The organism is Achromobacter xylosoxidans (assembly GCF_001457475.1).
Taxonomy (GTDB): Bacteria; Pseudomonadota; Gammaproteobacteria; order Burkholderiales; family Burkholderiaceae_B; genus Achromobacter; species Achromobacter xylosoxidans.
Map to the genome: position 1 here is coordinate 1,346,210 of NZ_LN831029.1, position 23,668 is coordinate 1,369,877.

Sequence of the window (23,668 nt, forward strand, 5' to 3'; positions counted from 1 at the left end):
CTGGGTCATGGCGGGCGCGGCCCTTACGCGGCCAGTTCGGGATCGCCGAGGCGCGAACAGGCCGCGAAGTGGCCTGGCCCGACGCTGACGTCGCGCGCTTCGATCGTGGCGCAGGCGTCGATGGCGTGCGGGCAGCGGGTGCGGAAGACACAGCCGGAAGGCGGGTTGACCGGGCTCGGGATGTCGCCCTTGAGCAGGATACGCGAACGCGGCGCGCGCGGATCCGGCACCGGCGCGGCCGACAGCAGGGCGCGGGTATAGGGATGGCGCGGCCGCGCGTAGACCTCGCTGGTCGGGCCGCGTTCCATGACGCGGCCCAGGTACATCACCACCACCTCGTCGCACAGGTAGTCGACCACGGCCAGGTCGTGCGCCACGAACAGCATGGTCAGGCCCAGGTCGCGCTGCAGGTCCTGCAGCAGGTTCAGCACCTGCGCCTGCACCGACACGTCCAGCGCCGAGACCGGTTCGTCGGCCACGATGAAGTCGGGCTCCACCGCCAGGGCGCGGGCGATGCCGATGCGCTGGCGCTGGCCACCGGAGAATTCGTGCGGATAGCGGCGGCGGTGATCGGCGTTCAGGCCGACGCGTTCGAGCAGTTCGCCGATGCGGGCCTCGCGGCGATGCTGCGCCAGCTTATGGGTGTCGAGCGCCTCGCCCAGGATCTCGGCCACGGTCATGCGCGGGTTGAGGCTGGCGTAGGGGTCCTGGAACACGATCTGCATGCGGCGGCGCCACGGCAGCATTTCTTTCTCGGACAGTTTGGTGATGTCCTGGCCGTCGAACAGCAGGCGGCCGGCGGTGGGCGCGAACAGGCGCAGCAGGGCGCGGCCGGTGGTGGTCTTGCCCGAGCCGGACTCGCCCACCAGGCCGACGATGGTGTTGCGCGGCACGTCGAAGCTGACGCCGTCGACCGCTCGCACCACCGGCGCGTTGCGCGCCTGCGAGGTGGGGAAGTGGACCTTCAGGTCCTCGATGCGCACCAGCGGTTCGGTGGCGCGCGCGGGTTGGGGGCTTGCGGTCATAGCGGGGTTACCTTGATGCAGCGGGCGTGGTGCTGGGCCTGCACCGGCACCAGTTCGGGCACGTCGCGCCGGCAGTTGTCGTCGGCCAGCGCGCAGCGCGGCGCGAAGGTGCAGCCGGCCGGCAGCGACAGCACGCTCGGCACGTTGCCCGGGATGGCGCGCAGGCGCTCGCCGGAAGCCAGCAGCGCCGCGGTCGGCAGACAGGACTGCAGGCCGCGGGTGTACGGATGCGTGGGCTTCTCGAACAGGTCGTAGACGCCGGCGTCCTCGACCACGCGGCCGGCGTACATCACCGCCACGCGATGCGCGATCTCGGCCACCACACCGAGGTTGTGGGTGATGAACAGAATGCTCATGTTCATCTCGGCCTGCAGCCGGCGCAGCAGGTCCAGGATCTGGGCCTGCACCGTCACGTCCAGCGCGGTGGTGGGCTCGTCGGCGATCAGCACGGCCGGGTTGCAGGCCAGCGCCAGGGCGATCATGACGCGTTGGCGCATGCCGCCGGACATCTGGTGCGGATACTCGTTGACGCGCCGGTCGGCCGCCGGGATCTCGACGCGGTCGAGCATGTCGCGGGCGCGCTTCATGGCCGCCGCGCGCGATCCGCCCTCGTGCTGCAGCACGGCTTCGGCGATCTGGTCGCCCACCGTGTACAGCGGGTTCAGGCTGGTCATCGGCTCCTGGAAGATCATGGCGATCTCGGCGCCGCGGATGCGCCGCAGCGTGGCCGGCGAGGCGTGGGCCAGGTCGTGTTCCTGGCCGCGGCGGTCGCGAAAGCGGATCTTGCCCGCTTCGATGCGGCCGGCCGGCTTGGGCAGCAGGCCCATGATGGACAGGCTGGTGACGGACTTGCCGGAGCCGGATTCGCCGACGATGGCCAGCGTTTCGCCGCGGGCCAGGTCGAAGGTGACGCCGTCCACCGATTTGGCGACGCCGTCGCGGCTGTGGAACCAGGTCTTCAGGCCTTCCACCGACAGCACGATGTCTCGGGTGCTTGCGGTCATGATTACAGCTCCTTGCGCAGGCGCGGGTCGAGCACGTCGCGCAGGCCGTCGCCGACCAGTTGCAGCGACAGCACCGACAGGACAATGGCGATGCCGGGGAAGATCATGATCCAGTCGGCCGAGCCCATGTACTGCTGGCCGGCGTTGATCATGGTGCCCCAGGTGGGGATGTCGGGCGAGACGCCCACGCCCAGGAACGACAGGCCGGCTTCGGCCAGGATCGCGTAGGCGAAGATGAAGGTGCCTTGCACCAGGATCGGCGACAGCAGGTTGCGCAGCACGTGCACGGTGACAATGCGCCAGGTGGACACACCCAGCGCGCGGGCGGCCTCGACGAAAGGCAGTTCGCGGATCACCAGGGTCGAGGCGCGCACGATGCGGGCCAGGCGCGGCGTGTAGACGATGCCCAGCGCGATCACCACGTTCACCAGCGACGGTCCCAGCGCGGCCACCAGCGAGATCGCCAGCAGGATGTCGGGAAACGCCATCATCGCGTCGATCAGGCGCGACACGAACTTGTCGGCCGAGCGGAAGAAGCCGGCGATCAGGCCCAGCGCGATGCCCAGCACGCTGGACACGATCACCACCGAAAAGCCCACCATCAGCGACAGCCGGCCGCCGTAGATGACGCGGCTGAACACGTCGCGACCGAAGTCGTCGGTGCCGAACCAGTGCACGGCGCCGGGCGCCTTGAGGCGGTTCATGATGGACAGCTTGAACGGGTCGTAGGGGCTGACCCACGGCGCCAGCAGCGCCGCGGCCACCAGCACGATCAGCACGATCAGGCTGATCAGCACGGTCTTGCGGGCCACCAGCAGGCGCAGCACCTGCCAGCGGTCCGTGCCGGCGTTAACGGTAGTCGGATTAGTCATTTCGGTCGTTTCGTTCGCAATTCATCATCAATAACGGACGCGCGGATCGACCAGCAGGTACAGCAGATCGATGAACAGGTTGATGAGCACGTAGATGGCCGCGATGATCAGCAGCGCGCCCTGGATGACGGGATAGTCGCGGCGCAGCACGGCCGACACCACCAGGCTGCCCACGCCGGGCAGGCCGAACACGGTCTCGGTGACCACGGCGCCGCTGATCAGCAGGGCCGTGGTCAGGCCCAGCACCGTCAGGATCGGGATCAACGCATTGCGCACGGCGTGCTTGAGGATCACGCGGCTTTCCGGCAGGCCCTTGGCGCGGGCGGTGCGCACGTAGTCGTCGCGCAGCACGTCCAGCATGCTGGCGCGGATGAAGCGCGTGATCAGCGCCGAGTTCACCAGCCCCAGCACCACCGCGGGCAGTATCAGGTGTGACACGCGCGTGGCGAACGAGGCGTCCGGCCCGCCATAGCCCGACACCGGCAGCCAGCCCAGCTTGACCGAGAACACCTGCATCAGCAGCAGGCCCAGCCAGAAGCTCGGCACGCTGGAGGTGAACATCGAGAACGACAGCACCGACTGGTCCAGCGTGGTGCCGCGCTTGACCGCCGACAGGATGCCCACCGGCAGCGCGATCAGCGTGGCGATGAACAGCGACATCAGCGTCAGCAGCAGGGTTGGCTCGGCGCGGTCGGCCAGCGCCGCCAGCACCGGCTTGTTCATGAAGATGGACTGGCCCAGGTCGCCCTGTACCAGCTTGCCCAGCCAGGAGACGTACTGCACCGGCAGGGGCTGGTCCAGGCCCAGCTGGTGTTCGAGCGCGGCGATGTCGGCCTGGCTGGCCTGGGGCCCGAGCATCACGGCGGCGGGGTTGCCGGGCGTGACGCGGATGATGACGAACACGATGGTCGCGACGATGAACATCACGGCCACCAGCCCGACCAGCCGGTTCAAGAGATAACGCAACACAGTGGCATCCTAAGGATCGGCGCGCCGATGCCGGCGCTGTGGTTCAGGCGGGGCGGGCCCTGAGCGGACCGCCCCGCGGCCTGGTTTACTTCTGCGCTTTCCAGGCGTTCCAGAAGAACGGCCACGGCGCCGGCTTGACGCCTTGCAGCGACGGCGAACGGGCCGCCTGGGCGTTGAAGTCGCCGACCTTCACGAACGGCACTTCGTCATACACGGCCTGCTGCACGTCGGCCCAGCGCTTGACGCGTTCTTCCTGGGTGCGGGCCTGGTTGAAGGCATCCATCACCTGCGCGCGGCGCGGCGTGTCCCACCAGCCCGGCGCGTCCTTGGACGGGAAGTCGATCAGCGCGGGTTCCGGCAGGAACACGCTGTGGGTGATGAAGATGTCCCACACGGCCGGATCCTGGCGGCGCTGCGTCAGCGTGGCCCAGTCGACCACCTGCATGTCCACCGTGAAGCCGGCGGCCTTGAGGTATTCCGCCGCCACCAGCGCCATCTTGTAGTGGAACTCGTACTGCTGGCTGGTCAGGATGCGGATCTTCTTGTCGGCCACGTTGGCGCTGTCCAGCAGCTTCTTGGCCGCGGCGGCGTCGCCCTTGTTGTAGACCTTGCCGCCCAGCGACGTGGCCCACGGGTAGCCTTCCGGATACAGATCGCCGTTGAGTTTGTAGAAGTCCTTGTTGCCGAAGGCGGCGAACAGCATGTCTTCTTCGTTCAGCGCCAGTTGCACCGCCTGGCGCACGGCCAGGTTGGACATGATGCCCTGCTTGGTGTTGAGCACCAGGCGCGGCCAGCCGAAGGGCTTGAGCATGACCGGATCGGAACGGCCGCCCTTGAGCTTGTCCAGCGCTTCCACCGGCAGCGAGTCGACGTAGTCGAACTGGCCCGCGGCGGCGGCTTCGGAACGGGTGTTGGCGTTGGCGACCGGCACGAAGCGGATCTCGTCCAGGTATTGCTTGCGGGCGCCGCCGTAGCCGTCGGGTTCGCCTTCGCGCTGCTTGTAGCCCTCGAAGCGGGTCAGCTGGATGTACTGGTCCGGCACGCGCGCCTTGAGCTGGTAGGGGCCGGTGCCGACGATCTCGGTCAGCACCGGGGCGATCTTGCCCTTGGGCATGATCACGGCGGCGGCGTTGTTCATGGCCAGCAGCGCGGTCAGCGGGGCGTAGGGCTGCTTGAGCGTGATGCGGATGGTGTTGGCGTCGGGCGCCTCGATGTTGGCGATGACCTTGGCGGCCATCTTGCCGCGCGTGGCGGTCTCGGTCCAGCGTTTGAGCGAGGCCAGCACGTCCGACGAATCCATCTTGGAACCGTCATGGAAGGTGATGCCCTGGCGCAGCGCGATGGTGTAGACCAGGCCGTCCGGCGTGACTTCGGGCATCTTGTCCGCCAGCAGCGGGGTGAGGTTCCACTTGGCGTCGAAGGTGTACAGCGTTTCGAAGAAGTGCTGCGTCAGGATGCCGACCAGGTCGGCGGTGCTGCTCATCGGGTCCAGCGTGGGCGGCTCGCCGATGGTGGCGACGGAAATCGTGCCTCCCTTGACCGGCGTGGCACAGAGGGCGGGGGACGACAATGCGGTCAAGCCAATTGCGCCGGCCACGAGCAGGCTTTTCAGCCCGCCGCCTTGCCGGGAGGTGCGGAAGTTCATGATTCTCTCTCCAGAGGGTCAAAAACAGGTTGTCGCGTGATTCAGTGAAAGGCCGGTAAGGCGCCGGATGCCCGAGTTCGTTCTTGCCCCCCGGGCGCGGGGCTTGTCGGTAGCGCAACGGAGCGCGCGGCCGCGCCGCGCGCAAAGGCTCAGAAAAAGGTGTCCGCGACGTCGATGACGCGGTACTGCTCGTCCACCAGCAGGACCTGGCGCCACTTGTCGAACGTCAGGCAGGGATGGGAGATGTCGAAGGCGATCATGTCGCCAACCTGGATGTCGTCGTTCTCGCCGATCTGCATGAACGCGTGCTGGTCCATCATGGCGGTGAGCTTCCATTGGGACGGCGCGGCGCCAGGCGCGCTTTGCCCGGGACGGAAATGCAGCGACGGCGTCGGCAGGCCGGCATCGAAGGCGGCGTCGCGCTTGCCCATGGCCACGATGGCGCGGCCGGGTTCGGGCAGCGACTGTACGTAGGCCCAGACCTGCAGCGCGGGTTGCAGGCCCGGCTCCATCTTGTGGGCTACCGGGTTGTGGGCGTTGATGCGCTCGGCGGCCGAACGGTAGACGCCGACGTCGTGCGACAGGTAGCAGCCGGGGCGCAGCACGATTTCCAGCGGCGCGCCGATGTCCAGTTGCGAGAATTCCTCGGCCACCACGTCGAACCAGGCCGAACCGGCGCCGGATATCAGGGCGGGGCCGTTCTTGCGCAGCCGGCCGGTGCTGGCCAGCCCGCGCAGGGCGTCGGTGGCGCGGCGCAGGAAGGCGCGGATCGCGGTTTCCTCCTGCAGCACGCCTTCGTAGACTTCGATGCCGGCCAGCGCCAGCCCGGGCCAGCGGCCGATTTCTTCGGCCACGGCCTGCAGTTGCGCGTCGTCGCGCACGCCGGTGCGGCCGCCGGTCGGGCCCAGTTCGATCAGCACGGGCAGCACCAGGCCCTGCTCACCAAAGTAACGGCCCAGCTGGGCGGCGTTGGCGACGGAATCGACAATGCAGAAGTAGGTGAACGCCGGGTCGCGCAGCAGCTTGGCGATCAGCGCCATGTTGGCGCGGCCGACCAACTGGTTGGCCATCAGCACCCGGCGGATGCCATGGTTGTAGGCCGCCACCACCTGCGGCGCGGTCGCCAGGGTGATGCCCCAGGCGCCGTTGTCGATCTGGCGCTGGAACAGCGCGGGGCTCATGGTGGTCTTGCCGTGCGGCGCCAGCTTGACGCGGTAGGCTTCCATGAAGCGCTGCATCCATTGCAGGTTGTGGCGCACGCGGGCCTCGTACAGCACCGCCACCGGCAGGCTGACGTCCTCGGCCAGCAGGTTCCAGTTCAGCGCCGCCACGCCGGCGTTGGTACAGGCGGCGGGAAAGGCGCCCAGGCCCTTGCCGTTGGCGTCCAGGGGGGCTGCGGTGATGGAGGAGTGGGGCATGGCGGCGGTTCGTCTCTGGAAAATATTTACGGCAAATCCGTTTTTTTTAATTATCCTGAAAGAAATTTACAAGCGGCAGTTGGGAGTTACCCGTAGTCCGCCGCCGGCGCCGGTTGGCGCGACAATAGGGGCATGTCGCGGCGCCCCTCTGCCGCCCCACACAAGGAAGAGTCATGCTGAAAGTCGCTTTGGGCCAGTTCGCCGTCAGCCGCGTCTGGGAAGAAAATGCCCAGGTCTGCGTCGATCTCATGGCGCGCGCCCGTGCTGGCGGCGCCGGCCTGCTGGTGCTGCCCGAGGGCATCCTGGCCCGCGACATCACCGACCCGCAGATCGTGCTGAAGGCCGCGCAGCCCTTGGATGGCCCCTTCATGACGCGCCTGCTCGAGGCCAGTCGCGGCTCGTCGCTGGCGACCATGATGTGCGTGCACGTGCCGACCGGCGATGGCCGGGTGTGGAACACCCTGGTCACGCTGCAGGATGGCCGCATCCTGTCGCAGTATCGCAAGCTGCACCTGTACGACGCCTTCACCATGAAAGAGTCGACCAACGTCACGCCCGGCAACGACATTCCGCCGCTGCTGGAGATCGGCGGCGTGAAGGTCGGGCTGATGACCTGCTACGACGTGCGCTTTCCCGAACTGGCCCGGCGTCTGGCGCTGGACGGGGCCGACCTGCTGGCGTTGCCGGCCGCCTGGGTACGCGGCCCGTTGAAGGAGCGGCATTGGGAAGTGCTGGTGACGGCGCGCGCGCTGGAGAACACCTGCTACGTCGCCGCCACGGGCGAGTGCGGCGAACGCAATATCGGCTGCAGCATGGTGGTGGACCCGCTGGGCGTGGTCACGGCGCAGGCCGGCGAGGCGCCGGCGCTGGTGTTCGCCGATATCGATCCCGAACGCCTGGCGCATGCCCGCAAGGTGCTGCCGGTGCTGGCCAACCGCCGTTTCGCCACGCCGGAACTGGCCTGAAGCGGCGGTTCCCCGCGGGCTCGCCGGGCCTGGCGCCGCAGGCCGGTTCCCGGCCTGGCCGCCAGGGCGGAGGGCGGCCGGACATGTTGTAATACTGGCTTGATTTCCTTGCCGTCTTCCCCCATCTGCTGCCAATGAGCAACGATCTCTTCGCGGCCGATCCCGCCCATCGGCCTTACGTGCCCCTGGCCGAGCGCCTGCGTCCGCGCACGCTGGCCGACGTCGTCGGCCAGTCGCACCTGCTGGGGCCGGACAAGCCGCTGCGCGTGGCATTCGAGTCGGGCCGCCCGCATTCCATGATCTTCTGGGGCCCGCCGGGCGTGGGCAAGACCACCTTGGCGCGCCTCATGGCCGACGGCTTCGACGCCCAGTTCATCGCCATTTCCGCCGTCCTGGGCGGCGTCAAGGACATCCGCGACGCCGTCACCGTGGCGCAGGTGGCGCAGGGGCAGGGCCGCCGCACCATCCTGTTCGTCGACGAAGTGCACCGCTTCAACAAGGCGCAGCAGGACGCGTTCCTGCCCTACGTCGAAAGCGGGCTGTTCACCTTCATCGGCGCCACCACCGAGAACCCCTCGTTCGAGGTCAACTCGGCGTTGCTGTCGCGCGCCCGCGTCTACGTGCTGCAGTCGCTCACGCCCGAGGAACTGCAGCAATTGGTCGACCGCGCCATCACGGCGTTCAACGACGGCCACGAGGAGGACGCGCGCATCCACATCGACGCCGACGCGCGCGAACAGCTGGCGGCCTGGGCCGACGGCGACGCGCGCCGGCTGATCAGCGCGGTCGAGGTGGTGGCCGAATCGGCCCAGGCCGCCGGCCGCGACACGGTCGACGCGGCCTGGCTCGAGATCTCGCTGTCGCAGAACCTGCGGCGTTTCGACAAGGGCGGCGACGCCTTCTACGACCAGATCAGCGCGCTGCACAAGTCGGTGCGCGGCTCCAATCCCGACGCCGCGCTGTACTGGTTCTGCCGCATGATCGACGGCGGCGCCGATCCCAAGTACCTGGCGCGCCGGCTGGTGCGCATGGCGGTCGAGGACATCGGCCTGGCCGACCCGCGCGCCACCGACCTGGCGGTCAACGGCGCCGACATCTACGAACGGCTGGGCTCGCCCGAAGGCGAGCTGGCGCTGGCCCAGGCGGTGGTCTACATGGCCTGCGCGGCCAAGTCCAACGCCGTCTACAACGCCTACAACCAGGCGCGCAAGTTCGCCGCCGAGCATGGCAGCGCGCCGGTGCCAATCCATCTGCGCAATGCGCCCACCAAGCTGATGAAACAATTGGGCCATGGCAAGGCCTACCGCTATGCCCACGACGAGCCGCACGGCTACGCCGCGGACGAGCAATATTTCCCCGATGGGCTCAAGCCTTCCTTCTACCGGCCGACCGATCGCGGCCTGGAGGCTAAAATCCAGCAGAAGTTGGCATTCCTGCGCGAGCTGGACGCGCAGGAACGCGCCAAGAAACGGTAACGGGCGCCGCCCGTTGCTTCCCGCAATCTCACCGACATCACCATGCTAGACCCGATACTGCTGCGCAAAGACCTGCAAACCGTCGTAGACCGCCTCAAGAGCCGTGGCGTGTCCTTCGACACGGAACGGTTCAACGAGCTGGAGTCTCGCCGCAAGGCGGTCCAGACCGAAACCGAATCCCTGCAAGCCCGCCGCAACGCGCTGGCCAAGCAGATCGGTCAACTCAAGGCCAAGGGCGAGGACGCCAGCGCCGTCATGGCCGAATCGCAGGCCGTGCCCGAGCGCCTGAAGCAGCTGGAAGAAGAGCTGGCCGCCCTGCAGCAGCCGCTCAACGAGCTGCTGATGTCGGTGCCGAACCTGCCGCACGCCAGCGTGCCGCTGGGCGAGTCCGCCGACGATAACGTCGAAGTGCGCCGCTGGCTGCCGGCCGCCGCGGGCGCCGATGGCAACCCGCCCGCGCTGCCGTTCGAGGCCCGCGACCACGTCGCGCTGGGCGAACCGCTGGGCCTGGACTTCGATACCGCCGCCAAGCTGTCGGGCGCGCGCTTCTCGTTCATGCGCGGTCCCATTGCCCGCCTGCACCGCGCGCTGGCGCAGTTCATGCTCGACCTGCAGACCGGCACGCACGGCTACACCGAGTGCTACACCCCGTACATCGTCAACGCCTCGACGCTGTACGGCACCGGCCAACTGCCCAAGTTCAAGGATGACATGTTCGCCGTGTCCAAGGGCGGCGGCGACGACGATCCCAAGGTCGACGAGCACGGCAAGCCGTTCGTGCGCGAAGACCAGTACCTGATCTCGACGTCGGAAATCACCCTGACCAGTGTGGTGCGCGACACCATCCAGGCCGCCGCCGACCTGCCGCTCAAGCTCACCGCCCACACCCCGTGCTTCCGTTCCGAAGCCGGCAGCGGCGGGCGCGATACCCGCGGCATGATCCGCCAGCACCAGTTCGACAAGGTCGAAATGGTGCAGGTCACGCAGCCCGACCAGTCCTATGAGGCGCTGGAGGGCATGGTCGGCCATGCCGAGCGGGTGCTGCAATTGCTGGGGCTGCCGTACCGGGTGATGCTGCTGTGCACCGGTGACATGGGGTTCGGCTCGGCCAAGACCTACGACCTGGAGGTGTGGCTGCCGGCGCAGAACACCTGGCGCGAGATTTCGTCGGTGTCCAACTGCGAAACCTTCCAGGCGCGCCGCATGCAGGCGCGATTCCGCAACGCCCAGGGCAAGCCCGAATACGTGCATACGCTGAACGGCTCGGGACTGGCCGTGGGCCGCGCGCTGGTGGCGGTGCTGGAAAACCACCAGCAGGCCGATGGCAGCATCCTGGTGCCCGAGGCGCTGCAACCTTACATGGGCGGCCTGACGGTATTGAAGCCTTGACCCTGGCTGGAGCAATCCGCAAATAAAAAACGGAGCCCGCGGGCTCCGTTTTTTATTGTTCGCCAGGACCGGGCACGCCACTTGCTGATTATGCAAGTCGACCACACGGCGGATGGGGCGGGAAGTCCGGCCTATTTATGATCGAGACATATTTCTGTCGCGTCCGTGGATTATGTTGGCGGCGTGACTGCCTGATTTTGATGTGAGCAATTGTGTATTTTCAATAAAAGGGCCAGATAGTTCGGCACAATACATCTGCGTTTTACACGCCTCATTCACACATATAACAAGGAGTTGTCCATGACTTCAAGAATGATTGGAGATTTTCGGGTGAGATGCGCTGTGAGTCAGGATGACGAGCAGGGCTACCGCGTGCAGATATGGACCCGCCGGGTAGGCGGAACCGCACCGGAAAAATGCTGGACCGTGCCGGGGCAGGCGCCGTTCGCAAGCCTGGACGAAGCGGAACAGGAAAGCCGGCAACTGTTTGAAGAAATCAACGGCGTTCGTTTCAACGGTGAACCGGAGTTTGCTCATGCGTCCGCATAATGGTTGGTGGCGGGCGTCGAGCGCGCCGCGCCGCTGGATCGATCTCGTCCAGGAATCGCCGCGTTGGGCTGTTGCCAAGCCCAATCCGGCGTCGCAGCAACCGCCCGCCGTCGTGACGGGCAAGTCCGTCCAGGTCCCCACGACCTGACACGATTCCCGCCGGGCACCGGAAATTGCCCCGCAGGAAAAAAGGCCACTCCTGGGAGTGGCCTTTGTTTTTCGTGCCGTCGCGGGATCAACGATGCCAGCCGCCGCGACCGTGGTAATAGCCTCGATCGGGACCACGCCAATGGCCTCGATGGCCGCCCCAGTAGCCGCCCCCGCGGATATAGACCGGGGCGGGGTACACGACCGGCGGCGCGACGTAGACGGGCGCCGGACGATAGTAGACCGGGGGCGGCGGCGCGTAGACGGGCGCCGGGGCCACATAGACCGGGGCGGGGGCCGCGTAGACGGGGGCCGGGTAGACCACCCCTGGCACGCCAATAGAGATGCCGACGTCGACCCGGGCCAATGCGACGCTGGAGATCAGCAGGCCGGCGGCGCCGACCCCTGCGATTAACCATTTTTTCATGTTGCACCTGCCTACTGCGTGACGCAGCAAAGTTGAGTATTCGTTGACGCTATTTTCGACCTTTTCGGCGCGGCGAAGGTAAGCGACCCGTCCTCAATAGCGACAATCCGCAACGGTTGCCGCCGTGCCGGCGGCGCCGATGTTGCGCCGCGTCAGCCCGCTCCCACTCTGGCGAACCCAGGGGTGAAATCGACTGAAATAAGGCGGCGCCGACTTCGGCGAGGCGGCCGAGTTACAGGTAGTCACCATCAGCGCGGGCGGATTCCCCTGTCGGCAACACCGGTACGCCTGCGCCAAGGCGGTGCCCCGGGGCCGTGCCTCGCTCCGGAGGGTCATTTTCCCGACTTCGCCCTAGCGCTCGTCAGGCTGTTGGCAGCGGAATTCGACCACCCAGACCCAGGGATTGGCGGCCCAGGCATGCGCGCCATAGCGCTCGCACCAGGTCAGGGCGAACGCGGTCTGCAGGGGCACGCCCGGCAACAGCGCCGAGGAGTGATAGAGCGCCTGCGTGCCTTCGGCCCGCGCATCCGCTTCGGACAATCTCTGCAGGCGCTGGATGCGCACGCCGACCACGACGGCGGTGGCGAAGGGTTTGCCGGATTCATCCTCGAGGGTGATGCTTTCGCCGGATTTGCCATAAGGGCAACTTATCCAGGGGGAAGTCTTGCGCAACTCGCCCTCGCCTTCCGCGGGACCCATGGCGACCCACTTCCCGGAATCGGCCGCGTCGGCATACCAGGCGGTTGTCAGCTTGGTGGGCTGCGGTTTGACGATGCGCCGGGTTTGCACTTTATAGCCATCGAGAATGGCTTGCTTGAGTGGCTCGCTGAATTGGAGTGCTTGCCTTTTCATACCTGTGTTGTTCCCCTCACGTCCGACGCTTGCATACCAATGGTGCTGCGGCCGCGTCGACACGTGCCAACATGGCGGGCTTTCCGAAACCTCGCATGAAACAGTATGACGCGTCGCAATCGTCGTGTCAGGCAAAGGGTTACTTGTGTGTCTTTTTGAATACGCCCCGGCGTTGTTTGTATACTCGGGGCATGAATACTGACCTGCATGATCTCAAGCCCGGTTACTACTGGTACACCATGGCCAACGACCCGCTGGCCGTCATCCATATTCACGACGACGGCGGCGCCACGTTGATGGGCACCGACTATCGCCTCAGCGCCGAAGGCGTCGCGGACATGCTCCGCCAGGGCCAGCGCTTCTTCTGGATCGAACCGCCGCAGCAAGCCTGATCCGGCCGCCGCCCGGATACCCGGCGCATGCAGGCGAGAGGCGAGGCCAAGGACGTCCCCATGACCGACATGTTGTTAAACGACGTTCGACTGCCCGATGGCGCGGCGGTCGACGTATTGATTTCCCGCGGCCGTATCGAACGCATCGGGCCAAACCTGCAGGCGCCCGCCGGCGTGGCGCGCGAGCCCGGGGCGGGCGCGCTGCTGTTGCCGGGACTGGTCGAAGGGCACACGCACCTGGACAAGACCACCTGGGATTCTCCGTGGTACGTGAACCAGGTGGGCCCGGCGCTGACCGACCGCATTGACAATGAACGTGCCTGGCGCGCCGCCAGCGGCCATGACGCTGCCAGCCATTCGCGCGCGCTGGCGCTGGCCTTCCTGCGTGAAGGCACCACGCGCATCCGCAGCCACGTCGACGTCGATACGGATGCCGGCCTGCGTCACCTGGAGGGCGTGCACCGCACGCGCGCGGCGCTGGCCGGCCGGATCGAGATCCAGACCGTGGCGTTTCCGCAATCCGGCCTGCTGGTGCGGCCGGGCACGGCGGCGTTGCTGGACCGGGCGCTGGCGGAGGGCGCGGACGTGTTGGGCGGACTCGACCCTTGCGCCATCGACCGCGACCCGGCGCAATCGCTCGACGTGCTGTTCGGCCTGGCCGACAAGCATGGCAAGCCGCTGGACATCCACCTGCACGAACCGGGTGAACTGGGCGCGTTTTCGCTCGACCTGATTCTGGACCGGGTGCGGGCGCTGGACATGCGTGGTCGTGTCGTCATCAGCCACGCGTTCTGCCTGGGTGGCGTGGATGCCAGGCGGCTGGATGGCCTGCTCAAGCGCCTGGCGGCGCTGGACGTGGCGCTGCTGACCACCGCGCCGCCGTCGCGGCCGGTGCCGCCGCTGCGCGCCTGTCGCGACGCCGGCGTGACGCTGTTCGGCGGCAACGACGGCATCCGCGATACCTGGACGCCCTATGGCAGCCCCGACATGCTGGCGCGCGCCATGATGATCGGCCTGCGCAACGACCTGCGCCGCGACGACGAGATCGGCTGGGTCTTCGACTGCGTCAGCACCGCCGCGGCCCGCGCCTGCGGATTCGCGCACTACGGGCTGGAGTCCGGCGCGCGCGCCGACCTGGTGCTGGTGGCGGCGAGCGGCGTGGCCGAAGCCGTGGCGCAACGCGCGCCGCGCCGCCTGGTGATCTCGGGCGGCAAGGTGGTGGCGCGCGATGGCCGCTTGCTGGATGGCGCGGCGGCGTAGGCGCCGCCTGGCCGTCAGCGTTGCGCCGCCGCCTGATCCTCGGCCAGTTCCACGAATACCCGCATCAATTCGGAGCGCACCCCCGAGCGCGGCCAGATCGCGCCGACCGTGCGCACCGGACAGGGCGCCGGTAGCGGCCAGCGCTTGACCGGCGCCGACACACCCGTGGTGGCCCAGTCGGGCAGTAGCGCCACTCCCAGCCCCTCCGAGACCAGCTTGGCGATCGAATCGATGCCGTCCAGCTCGAAGCGCACCTGCGGCCGCAGGTCGCGGGCACGCAGGTAGTCGTCGGCCATGCGGCCGCCCACCACGCTGCGGTCGTAACGGATATAGGGTTCGCGCGCAATCACCGCAAGCGGGTCGCGCACCGGCATGTCGACCGGGGTCACCAGCACCAGCGGCTCGCGCCGCAGGTCGCGCCAGACGCAGGACTTGGGAATGGCGAACAGCGGATGCACCAGCAGCGCGCCGTCCAGCTCGCCCGACAGCACCTTGCCGTATAGCAGGGTGGTGGGGGCCGGCTCGATATAGATCTCGATGTGGGGATGGCGCGCCGCCCAGGTGCGCAGCACCGGCGGCATGATGCCGGTGAGCGCGGTGGGCGTGGCGCCCAGGCGCAGCGGGCCGGCGGGCAGGTCGGACTCGGTGGCCGCCGAACGCAGGTCGCGCAGGTCGCGCAGCACGTTGCGGGCCCGCTCCAGGATGCGGGTGCCGGCGGCGGTGGGCTTGACCGTGCGGCCCGAGCGGGCGATCAACGCGCTGCCCATGTCCGCCTCGAGCGCGCGCAGCCGCTGCTGCACCGTGGCGGGCGTCAGCCCCTGGTGGCGCGCGGCCTGCGCGATGGAGCCCAGCTCCACCACGTGCACATAGGTCTGCAGGAATCTCGATTCCATCGTCGGGCTCTAAAAAGATGCTTTTTACATATTCTAAATATGGTTCAAGATAATTGTTTGTTTCTTTGGTGGCGGCAAGAATGCGTCTGAGCGTTGCGCCGGCGCAAGGCGCGCCGGCCGTGCAACCCGCAATATTCCCCTCATCAGGAGCCAACCGTGCCCATCATTGAATCCATCGACGTTTGCGCAGCCGCCGTGCCTTTGGACAAGGTCACCTCGTTTTCGAACCGCACCGTCTCCACCCGCCACTACGGACTGGTGAAGGTCCGCAGCACCGACGGCATCGAAGGCATCGGCTTCTGCTACGTCGGCAGCGCCGGCGGCGCAATCTTCGAGGCCGCGGTGCAAAGCCTGCTGGCGCCGGTGCTGCTGGGCAAGGATTCGCACGCGGTCGAGGGGCTGTGGCAGGCGATGTACCAGGAGGCCCTGCTGCAGGGGCGCCAGGGCACGGTGATGCGCGCGATCAGCGCGCTGGACATCGCGCTGTGGGACCTGAATGCCAAGGCCGCCGGCCTGCCGCTGCACAAGTTCCTCGGCGCGGTCGAGTTGGAGTCCGTGCCGGCCTACGCCAGTGGCGGTTACTACCTGGACGGCAAGACGCCGCAGCATCTGGGCGAGGAAATGGCCAGCTACGTCGCCAAGGGCTTTGCCGCCGTCAAGATGAAGACCGGCCGCCTGTCGCCGCGCGAGGAAGAGGCGCGGCTGAAGGCGGCGCGCGAGGCCATCGGTCCCGACGTGGAACTGATGATGGACTGCAACAACGCCTGGCAGGACGTGACCCAGGCCATGCAGTACATCCGCCGCTTCGAGCAGTACGAGCCATACTTCATCGAGGAGCCGTTCGGCCCCGACGATATCGACAGTCACGCCAAGCTGGCGCGCCTGACGCACCTGCCCATCGCCACCGCCGAGATCGGCTACGGCCGCTGGTACCACAAGGAACTGCTGGACAAGGGCGCGGCCGGCATCCTGCAGACCGACGCCGCGGTGTGTGGCGGCATCACCGAATGGAAGCGCATCGCCGCCACCGCCGCCAGCTACGGCGTGGTGGTCTGCCCGCATTGGTTCCACGACGTGCACGCGCCGCTGGTGGCCGCCACGCCCAATGCGCGCTATGTTGAGTTTTTCTGGGACGACCAGGTCCTGAATTTCCGCAAACTGGTGGATCGCCAACTGAGCCACAAACAGGGCCGTGTGGTGCTGCACCAGGAGCCGGGGTTGGGATTCGGTTTCGATGAACGCATGGTCGAGCGCTACGGCAAGTGGACCCGCATCGGCCGCTGACAGGAGAGTCTTCATGAGCACACGCGCCGCGGACCGGCCGCAAGGCGTCTATTCCCCGGTCCTCACGCCCTTCAACGCGGACCTGTCGCCCAGCGTGCCGCGCTTCGTCGGGCATTGCCGCGCCCTGCTGGAGCAGGGCGCGGGCCTGGCGATCTTCGGCACCAACTCCGAGGCCAATTCGCTCAGCGTGGCCGAAAAGCGCCAATTGCTGGATGCCTTGCTGGAAGCCGGGCTGCCGGCCGCGCGCATGATGCCGGGCACCGGCGCCTGCGCGTTGCCGGACGCCGTGGAGCTGACCCGTCATGCCGTCAGCGCGGGCTGCGGCGGGGTGCTCATGCTGCCGCCGTTCTATTACAAGGGCGTCAGCGACGAGGGCCTGTTCCGCGCCTATGCCCACGTGATCGAACGGGTCGCCGACGAACGCCTGCGGATCTACCTGTATCACATCCCGCCGGTGTCGGGCGTGCCCATCAGCCAGGGTCTCATCGACCGCCTGCTGGGCGAGTTCCCCGGTATCGTCGCCGGCATCAAGGACAGTTCGGGCGACTGGGACAACACGGCGGCGATGCTGCGGGACTTCCAGCCGCGCGGCTTCGACGTGTTCGCCGGCACCGAGACCGTCCTGCTCGAAACCATGCGGGCCGGCGGCGCGGGCTGCATCACCGCCACCGGCAACGTCAACGCCGCGCCCATCGTCGCGCTCTACCGCGCCTGGCGCGAACCCGACGCCGAAGCGCGGCAGCGCGCCCTGAACGACACCCGCGCCATTTTCCAGGCCTATCCGATGATCCCGGCCATGAAGGCGGCCATCGCGCAACGACGCAATGATCCGGTCTGGGCCACGGTGCGGCCGCCGCTGGTGGAGTTGACCGCCGCGCAGGCGGCGCAACTGGCCCAGCGGCTGGCGGTACCCGCGGCCTGAGCCGCATCGCAGGACGCCGCGTCATCGGCCGGCCACCTTGAGTGGCCGATGGAAGGCGAGGGCGGGCAAGGTTTACCAACAGTCGCCGGGCATGAACCCGGCGCGCGAGGAGACACGCATGCAACGTAGGGACTTCATTACCGGCGCCGCGGCGCTGGGGGCGGCGCTCGTCCTGCCGTCAGCCCGGGCGCAGGAGCTGCCGCCGGGGCCGGTCAAGATCGTGGTCGGCTTTCCGGCCGGGGGCGGCACGGATGTGCTGGCGCGGCTGCTGGGACAGAAGCTGGGCGTGATGTGGAACATCCCGGTGATCGTCGAGAACCGCGCCGGCGCGGCCGGCATCATCGCCGCCGAGCAGGTCGCGCGCCAGCCGGGCGACGGCAACACCCTGTTGATGGCGCACGTCAACAGCCACGGCATCGCGCCGGGCCTGCAGCCCAAGCTGACCTATTCGGCCGAACGCGATTTCTCGCCCATCGCGCTGGTGGGCAAGACTCCCACGCTGCTGATCGGCGGCGCGGCGCAGCCCGCCAGGACCCTGCCCGACCTGGTGGCGCTGTGTCGCGCGCAACCCGGCAAGATCATCTTCGGGTCGGCCGGCAGCGGATCGGCCCAGCACCTGGCGCTGGAGATCTTCAAGGCCCGCGCCGGCATCGATGTGCTGCACGTGCCCTACAAGGGCTCGGCGCCGCTGATGAACGATCTGCTGGGCGGCCACGTGCAATATTGCTTCGAGGGCATGACCACGGCCACGCCGCTGATCCAGTCCGGCAAGGTGATGGCGCTTGCGCAGACCCTGCAGCAGCGCTCCAGGAGCCAGCCCGATGTACCGACGGTGGCCGAGCAGGGCTACCCGGGCTTCGAGGCCAGCATCTGGTTCGGCATGGTCGGCCCGGCCAGCATGCCGGCCGACATGGTCGCGCGCATGAACCGGGACATCGACCGCGTGCTGGCCATGGCCGACGTGCAGGAAAAGCTGGCGCAGGTGGGCGCGGAAGACGGCGGCGGCAGCGCGCAGCGATTCGCCGATTTCATGCGCGCCGAGCAGCGCAAATACGCCAAGACCATCCAGGACGCGAAGATCGTGGCGGAAGGTTGAAATCGGCGGCCGGGATCAGAAATCCACGGTTGCCGACAGCATGACCGTGCGCGGCGCGCCCATGGCCAGGCTGGTCCATTGCGGCATCGACCAATAGGCCTTGTTGGTCAGGTTGTGGACGGTGGCGCGCAAGGTCAGCGGTCGGCCCGCCACCTTCGTGGCATAGCGCGCGCCGACATCGTAGATCGTGCGTCCCGCCACCGACAGCGAATTGGAGGTATCGATGTACTGCTTGGATGCCGACGTCGCGTTGGCGGTCAGCGTCAGGCCGCGCAGCTGCGGAACATCCCATTCCGCGCCCAGTTTGCCTTGCAGCTTGGGAACGCCGGTCGCTGTGTTGCCCTGGTTGATGCCGCCGGCCGTCTTGGTCAGCTTGGGATCCATATAGGCAATGCCGCCCATCAGGCGCACGCCCTCCAGCGGCGAGCCGAAGAAGGTCCATTCGATGCCGCGGTTGCGCTGTTCCCCGCCGAAGGAAAAGGTGTTGGTCGCCGGGTCGGTGTAGCTGCTGGGGCGGGTAATTTCATACAGACTCAGCGTGTGCGCGAAATCGCCCAGGTCGAGCTTGAGGCCGACTTCCTTCTGCTTGCTCTTGTAGGGGGCGAACACCTCGCCCGCATTGGCCGCGCTGATCGGGGCAGTGGCGCCCTGGCTCAGGCCTTCGATGTAGTTTGCGTAAATCGAGAGCGAGTCGGTGGCCTTGAACAAGATCGCGGCCGCGGGGGTGATGGCGCTTTCGTCGTAGCGCGAGGTGCGCGCGCCGGTCGCGACGTTGTACGAATCGGCCACCACCTGCTGGTGCCGCGCGCCCAGCGTCAGCTGCACCCGGCCATCGGCGAAGGACAAGGTGTCGGCCAGTCCATAACTGCTCAGGCGCAGTTTGGTCTTCGTGATCTGCGGCGCGATGAACGTATCGGGCGCGGGACCCCATACCGGGTGGTAGATGTTGGTGATCCAATCGGGGCCGAGCGCGTTGCGCCGGCCGAATTGCTCGTCGGTGTGAGCGTAGTAAGTGGCGTTCAGTGCCCATTCATGGGCGACGGCGCCGGTGCGGAACTTGCCGCGCAAACCGGCCTCGGCCGACTGCTTCTCGACTTCGAAGCGCAGGTCGCTGACGTTGGTGCGATAGTCGCCGGCGTTGTTGAAGACCTCCACCGTTTGTACGCTGGTTGTCTTGTACTTGGTATCACTGGTGCCTACCGCGGCGTAGGCCGTCAGTTGGTCGCTCAGGTCGATCTCGCCACGGGCCATCAAGCCTTCGTCGCGGGTGTCGAAAAAGGCCCAGGTCGGGTTGAGCAAGGTATCGGGCTTCGGCGGCTTGGGCACGCTCACGCCGCGCGCCAGGTTGATGCCCCGGGTTGGACCGTCCACGCGGTCCTGGCTGCTGTAGACGTCGATGGAAATGCGGGCCCGGTCGGCGCGCAGGTCCAGTCCCAGCGCGGCCAGCTGGGACTTCTGGTCCTGCTGCTTGACCGCCGTACCGCCATCCCGGTAGACGCCATTGAAACGAATGCCGAACTGCTGGTTCTCGCCGAAACGCCGACCCAGGTCGATATGGCCGCCGAACTGCGAGTCCGACATGTAGGTCGCGGTCAGGCTCGCTACCGGCACGTCGCCGGCCCGCTTGGGCACGAGGTTGACGGCGCCGCCGACCGAGCCGCCCGGCGGCATGCCGTTGAGCAGGGCCGAGGGCCCTTTCAGGACCTCGATGCGCTCGAACATCTCGGGCGAGGCGCGGTAGTAGGGCGAGATGCCGTAGAGCCCGCCGAACGAGACATCGTTGATGTTGGAACTGAAGCCGCGGATCGAATAGTTCTCGGCGATGGTGCCTTGCACGCCGGTGGAGAACACCGAAGGATCGGTGGCGGAAATCACGTCGGTGATGTCGCGCGCTTGCCGGTCCGCGATGAATTTGTCGGTGTAGCTGACGGTGCTGAAGGGCGTCTCCATGAAATCCTTGTCGCCCAGCATGCCGACACGGCCGCCGGTGGCCACCTGTCCGCCGGCGTAGGGCTGCACGGTTTCACCCTGCCCATGGACGGTGACGGCCTGCAGGGTGGTCACGCCCTCCGCCGTGGCGGCCGCGCGCGGGGTTTCAGGGGCGTCCGCGGCCAAGCCGGCAGTCTGCGCCCGCGCGGACGGAACCGCCGCCGCGGCGAGTATCACGCCCAGCCAGATCGCCGCTCGCACGGCGACCGCGGTGCGGTTCAACTCGAAGGCGGTGGTGCGGCGGATAGCCTGCGGCGCGGGGAGGGCGATACGGTTTTGACGGCACAGTGCGTTCATGCCGATTCCTTTCAATGTAGGTTGAAAAATTGCTTCGGTTTGAAAACAAGAAAACGAGTGAGATCGAGAATCGTTTATCAAAAAAACCGGCCAGGAAAAACGGCCGGGTTTCAGTCCTGGTAGCCCTTGATGACGTCGTCGATCACCAGCTGCAACGAAGTCACGCTGGCGGCGGTGGTGTACCAGGCGTCGGCATCGACGAACACCACGCGGTCGTTCTTCCAGGCATTGGTCTGCTGCAGCAGCGGGTTGCTCATGCGCTCGGCATCCATGACCGGGCGCCGTTCCATGACCGCGGTACGGTCGACCACGTACAGGATGTCGGGATTGGCTTGCTGAATGAACTCGCTGGAAATCGGCTGGCCGTGCAGGCTGGAATCGACGAGGGTGCTGGCGGGCTTGACGCCCAGCGCGTCGAAGACGAAGGCGTAGCGCGACTGCACGCCGAAGGAGCTGAAGGCCCCGTTGTTGAACATCACGATCATGGCCCTCTCGGGACGGCCTTCCGTCACGCGGCGGGCGGCTGCCACTTTGGCATCGAGTTCGGCAGCCTTGCGGCGGGCCACGTCCTCTTTGCCGAAGAGACGTCCCAGCGTCATCAGGTGATCTTTGATGACGGCGAGGTGCTGGCCCTTGCTGTTGCCGAAGTCCACATCGAAATGCAGCGTCGGGGCGATTTCGGTCAGCTCACGGTAATGGTTGGCCTGGATCGGGGAGATCAGGATCAGGTCGGGCTTGAGCGCGTGCACCCGTTCCAGGTTGGGCTGGACGATGGCGCCCAGGTCCAGCACGCTGGCGTCTTCCTTGTAGCGCGCGAGGAAGTGCGGCACATAGTCCTTGGTCATGCCCACGATCGGCACGCCCAACTGGTCGAGCGTATCGGCTTCGTTCATGTCCAGCACCGCGACGCGCCGGGGCGGGCGCGTGATCGTCGTCGTGCCCAGCTTGTGGGTGATGCTGATGGGCGAGTCGAATGCCGGCGAGGCCTGCGCCGCCTGGGGCGGCTGGGCGGGCTTGTCGCCGCACGCCTGCAGGACGACCATCGCGATCATTGCCAGGCCCGCGGCGCGGCAGGTGCTTTTCCAGCTCATATCGGAACTCCGGATGGATTGAAGTAGTTGCAGAGACAGCCGCGTTCGTTGCGCAAGACCTCGAAATCCAGCTCGTACAGCGCGCGCAGGCGCGGCTCGGTCACCACCTGCGCCGACGGGCCGCTGCCATGCAGGGCGCCGTCCTTGAGCGCGACGATATGGTCGGAATAGTTGGCGGCGAAGTTGATGTCGTGGATCACCAGGATCACGGTGCGGCGTTGCTCGTCGCACAGGCGACGCAGCGCCCGCATGATCTGCACGGCATGCTTCATGTCGAGGTTGTTCAGCGGTTCGTCCAGCAGCAGCACATCCGTCTGCTGCGCGATCGTCATCGCCAGGAACGCCATCTGGCGCTGGCCGCCGCTGAGTTCATCGAGGTTGGCATCGCGCAGCGGCGTCAGGCTCAGGAAATCGATGGCTGAGTCGACCGCGTTGCGGTCGGCGGCCGTCAGCGTGCCGCGGCTGTAGGGGAAGCGGCCGAAGGCGACCAGCTCCTGCACCGTCAGGCGCAGGTCGAACCCCGGCGCCTGGCGCAGGGTGGCGACACGCCGCGCGTACTCGGCGATCCGCAAGTTCGTCACCGGCTGCCCGTCGAGCAGGATCTCGCCGCCGCTGGGTTCCAGCAGCCGCGCCATCAGCATCAGCAGCGTGGATTTGCCGGCGCCGTTGGGCCCGATCAGCGAGGTCACGCGCCGCGCCGGGAATTCGGCGTCGATGCCGTCCAGGACGGTTCTGGCGCCGTAGGTCTTGCGAAGATTGCGGACGGTGATCATGGCGTGGCTCGGCCTCGGAACGTCAGGGCAAGGAAGTACGCGCCGCACACCAGGTTGACGAGGATGCTGACCGAGGTCTTGTAGTTGAAGGCGTGTTCGACCAGCAGCTGGGCGACGATGAATACGGCAATGGCGACGCCGCACCCCAGGGGCAGCGTGATCCGGTGCCGGTTGCTGCCCGCCACCGCATAGGCGATGTTGGCGACAAAGATGCCCATGAAGGCCGTGGGCCCGATGAGGCTGGTCGATACCGCCACCAGAATGGCGATCAGCGCCAGGTAGCGACGGACATATCGGGCATGGTGCACGCCCAGCGACATCGCCTGGTCGCGGCCAAGCGCCAGCACGTCGAGCGCGGGCGGGCCGCCGCGAGCCGCGAAGCACACCGCCGCCAGCGCCACCGTTGCGTAGAGCAGGGTTTCGGTCGTCGCTCGATTGAACGAGGCGTAGCCCAGTCCCTGGAACACGGCGAATTCGCCCGGGCTGATGCGCAGCTGAACGAACTGCGTGAAAGTCGTGATCACCATCGTCAGCACCAGGCCGAGCAGCAGCATCCGGTACACATCGTTGCCGCCGCGCAGCAGCCAGCGATGCACCACCCAGGAATAGGCCAGCATCAGCCCCACCGAAACCAGGAAGTTTCCGGCCACGCCGAGCATCGCCATGCCGTGCGTGCCCATCAACAGAAGCAGCAGCGACTGCCACAGCAGATACACCGCCTCGTAGCCCATCACGGCGGGCGTCAGGATGCGGTTGCCGGCAAGCGTCTGAAAGACGATGGCCGAAAGCGCGACGCAGATGCCGCCGACGACGATGGCCGCCAGGCGGATCAGACGCTTGGGAATCACGTAACCGAAGTCCCACCCGGCGCCTGCGAATACGAAGGCGATTGCCAGGGCGGCCAATGCCAGGCCGAACATCCAGAACCGGGGCG

At 67.2% G+C, this 23,668-nt stretch carries 22 protein-coding genes; 9 read left to right on the forward strand and 13 right to left on the reverse strand.

Features of this window, described 5'->3' with window-relative positions:
• Nucleotides 1–23 precede the first annotated feature (23 nt).
• From AT699_RS06180 to AT699_RS06205, 6 genes are all read right to left on the reverse strand, one after another.
• The gene (locus AT699_RS06180) at nt 24–1,025 is read right to left on the reverse strand and encodes an ABC transporter ATP-binding protein (RefSeq protein ID WP_024068000.1); all 1,002 of its coding nucleotides are present in this window, start codon (nt 1,023–1,025) and stop codon (nt 24–26) included.
• Nucleotides 1,022–2,029, reverse strand: a complete 1,008-nt coding sequence (locus tag AT699_RS06185; protein WP_024068001.1) for an ABC transporter ATP-binding protein — start codon at nt 2,027–2,029, stop codon at nt 1,022–1,024. Before AT699_RS06185 ends, AT699_RS06180 begins: the two co-directional genes overlap by 4 nt.
• A gap of 2 nt (nt 2,030–2,031) precedes the next feature.
• Nucleotides 2,032–2,901, reverse strand: coding sequence for an ABC transporter permease (locus AT699_RS06190; protein ID WP_006389088.1), 870 nt, complete (start codon nt 2,899–2,901; stop codon nt 2,032–2,034).
• Between the two features lie 27 nt (nt 2,902–2,928).
• Nucleotides 2,929–3,870 carry an ABC transporter permease gene (locus tag AT699_RS06195; protein WP_020924879.1) on the reverse strand — a complete coding sequence of 314 codons (942 nt, stop codon included), beginning with the start codon at nt 3,868–3,870 and terminating at the stop codon, nt 2,929–2,931.
• Nucleotides 3,871–3,955: 85 nt separating this feature from the next.
• Nucleotides 3,956–5,515, reverse strand: coding sequence for an ABC transporter substrate-binding protein (locus AT699_RS06200; RefSeq protein ID WP_006389090.1), 1,560 nt, complete (start codon nt 5,513–5,515; stop codon nt 3,956–3,958).
• 149 nt (nt 5,516–5,664) lie between these two features.
• Nucleotides 5,665–6,933 (reverse strand): amino acid deaminase, encoded by a 1,269-nt coding sequence (locus AT699_RS06205; protein ID WP_006389091.1) that lies wholly within the window; start codon nt 6,931–6,933, stop codon nt 5,665–5,667.
• 173 nt (nt 6,934–7,106) lie between these two features.
• On the opposite strand from AT699_RS06205, the gene AT699_RS06210 reads away from it, so the two are divergent.
• The 4 genes from AT699_RS06210 to AT699_RS30845 all read left to right on the forward strand — a co-directional run bounded on the left by AT699_RS06210 (nt 7,107) and on the right by AT699_RS30845 (nt 11,311).
• Nucleotides 7,107–7,898 (forward strand): deaminated glutathione amidase, encoded by a 792-nt coding sequence (locus AT699_RS06210; RefSeq protein ID WP_006389092.1) that lies wholly within the window; start codon nt 7,107–7,109, stop codon nt 7,896–7,898.
• Nucleotides 7,899–8,032: 134 nt separating this feature from the next.
• Nucleotides 8,033–9,373 carry a replication-associated recombination protein A gene (locus tag AT699_RS06215; RefSeq protein WP_006389093.1) on the forward strand — a complete coding sequence of 447 codons (1,341 nt, stop codon included), beginning with the start codon at nt 8,033–8,035 and terminating at the stop codon, nt 9,371–9,373.
• Between the two features lie 42 nt (nt 9,374–9,415).
• Nucleotides 9,416–10,762, forward strand: coding sequence for a serine--tRNA ligase (gene serS, locus AT699_RS06220; RefSeq protein WP_006389094.1), 1,347 nt, complete (start codon nt 9,416–9,418; stop codon nt 10,760–10,762).
• Between the two features lie 300 nt (nt 10,763–11,062).
• The gene (locus tag AT699_RS30845) at nt 11,063–11,311 is read left to right on the forward strand and encodes a hypothetical protein (RefSeq protein WP_080564301.1); all 249 of its coding nucleotides are present in this window, start codon (nt 11,063–11,065) and stop codon (nt 11,309–11,311) included.
• A 235-nt stretch (nt 11,312–11,546) separates the two neighbouring features.
• Here AT699_RS30845 and AT699_RS30850 read toward each other — a convergent pair whose 3' ends face one another.
• Nucleotides 11,547–11,885: a virulence factor gene (locus AT699_RS30850; protein ID WP_006389096.1), complete on the reverse strand. Its 339-nt coding sequence runs from the start codon at nt 11,883–11,885 to the stop codon at nt 11,547–11,549.
• 351 nt (nt 11,886–12,236) lie between these two features.
• Nucleotides 12,237–12,737, reverse strand: a complete 501-nt coding sequence (locus AT699_RS06225) for an ASCH domain-containing protein (protein ID WP_006389097.1) — start codon at nt 12,735–12,737, stop codon at nt 12,237–12,239.
• A 191-nt stretch (nt 12,738–12,928) separates the two neighbouring features.
• Here AT699_RS06225 and AT699_RS06230 point away from each other — a divergent pair, with 191 nt between their 5' ends.
• Complete coding sequence (locus tag AT699_RS06230; protein WP_006389098.1) at nt 12,929–13,129, forward strand: hypothetical protein; 201 nt, start codon at nt 12,929–12,931, stop codon at nt 13,127–13,129.
• A 60-nt stretch (nt 13,130–13,189) separates the two neighbouring features.
• On the forward strand, nt 13,190–14,389 hold the full coding sequence (locus AT699_RS06235) for an amidohydrolase family protein (protein WP_024068004.1): 1,200 nt from the start codon (nt 13,190–13,192) through the stop codon (nt 14,387–14,389).
• Between the two features lie 14 nt (nt 14,390–14,403).
• On the opposite strand, the gene AT699_RS06240 is transcribed toward AT699_RS06235, so the two are convergent.
• A complete protein-coding gene (locus AT699_RS06240) occupies nt 14,404–15,282 on the reverse strand; it encodes a LysR family transcriptional regulator (RefSeq protein WP_024068005.1) in 879 nt (292 codons plus the stop codon).
• 156 nt (nt 15,283–15,438) lie between these two features.
• Between AT699_RS06240 and AT699_RS06245 the strand changes: the two genes are divergently transcribed.
• From AT699_RS06245 to AT699_RS06255, 3 genes are all read left to right on the forward strand, one after another.
• Entirely contained in the window at nt 15,439–16,566 is a 1,128-nt protein-coding gene (locus AT699_RS06245; RefSeq protein WP_024068006.1) for a mandelate racemase/muconate lactonizing enzyme family protein, read from the forward strand.
• A gap of 13 nt (nt 16,567–16,579) precedes the next feature.
• The gene (locus AT699_RS06250; protein ID WP_006389102.1) at nt 16,580–17,488 is read left to right on the forward strand and encodes a dihydrodipicolinate synthase family protein; all 909 of its coding nucleotides are present in this window, start codon (nt 16,580–16,582) and stop codon (nt 17,486–17,488) included.
• A gap of 118 nt (nt 17,489–17,606) precedes the next feature.
• Entirely contained in the window at nt 17,607–18,584 is a 978-nt protein-coding gene (locus tag AT699_RS06255; RefSeq protein WP_006389103.1) for a Bug family tripartite tricarboxylate transporter substrate binding protein, read from the forward strand.
• Nucleotides 18,585–18,599: 15 nt separating this feature from the next.
• Here the strand turns inward: AT699_RS06255 and AT699_RS06260 are convergent, their stop codons facing one another.
• From AT699_RS06260 to AT699_RS06275, 4 genes are all read right to left on the reverse strand, one after another.
• Nucleotides 18,600–20,870, reverse strand: coding sequence for a TonB-dependent receptor (locus tag AT699_RS06260; RefSeq protein ID WP_024068007.1), 2,271 nt, complete (start codon nt 20,868–20,870; stop codon nt 18,600–18,602).
• A gap of 110 nt (nt 20,871–20,980) precedes the next feature.
• Complete coding sequence (locus tag AT699_RS06265; protein ID WP_024068009.1) at nt 20,981–21,961, reverse strand: siderophore ABC transporter substrate-binding protein; 981 nt, start codon at nt 21,959–21,961, stop codon at nt 20,981–20,983.
• Nucleotides 21,958–22,734 (reverse strand): iron ABC transporter ATP-binding protein, encoded by a 777-nt coding sequence (locus AT699_RS06270; protein ID WP_006389106.1) that lies wholly within the window; start codon nt 22,732–22,734, stop codon nt 21,958–21,960. The genes AT699_RS06265 and AT699_RS06270 overlap by 4 nt, the downstream gene beginning before the upstream one ends.
• Entirely contained in the window at nt 22,731–23,654 is a 924-nt protein-coding gene (locus AT699_RS06275) for an iron chelate uptake ABC transporter family permease subunit (RefSeq protein ID WP_049052720.1), read from the reverse strand. The genes AT699_RS06270 and AT699_RS06275 overlap by 4 nt, the downstream gene beginning before the upstream one ends.
• Nucleotides 23,655–23,668: the final 14 nt, after the last annotated feature.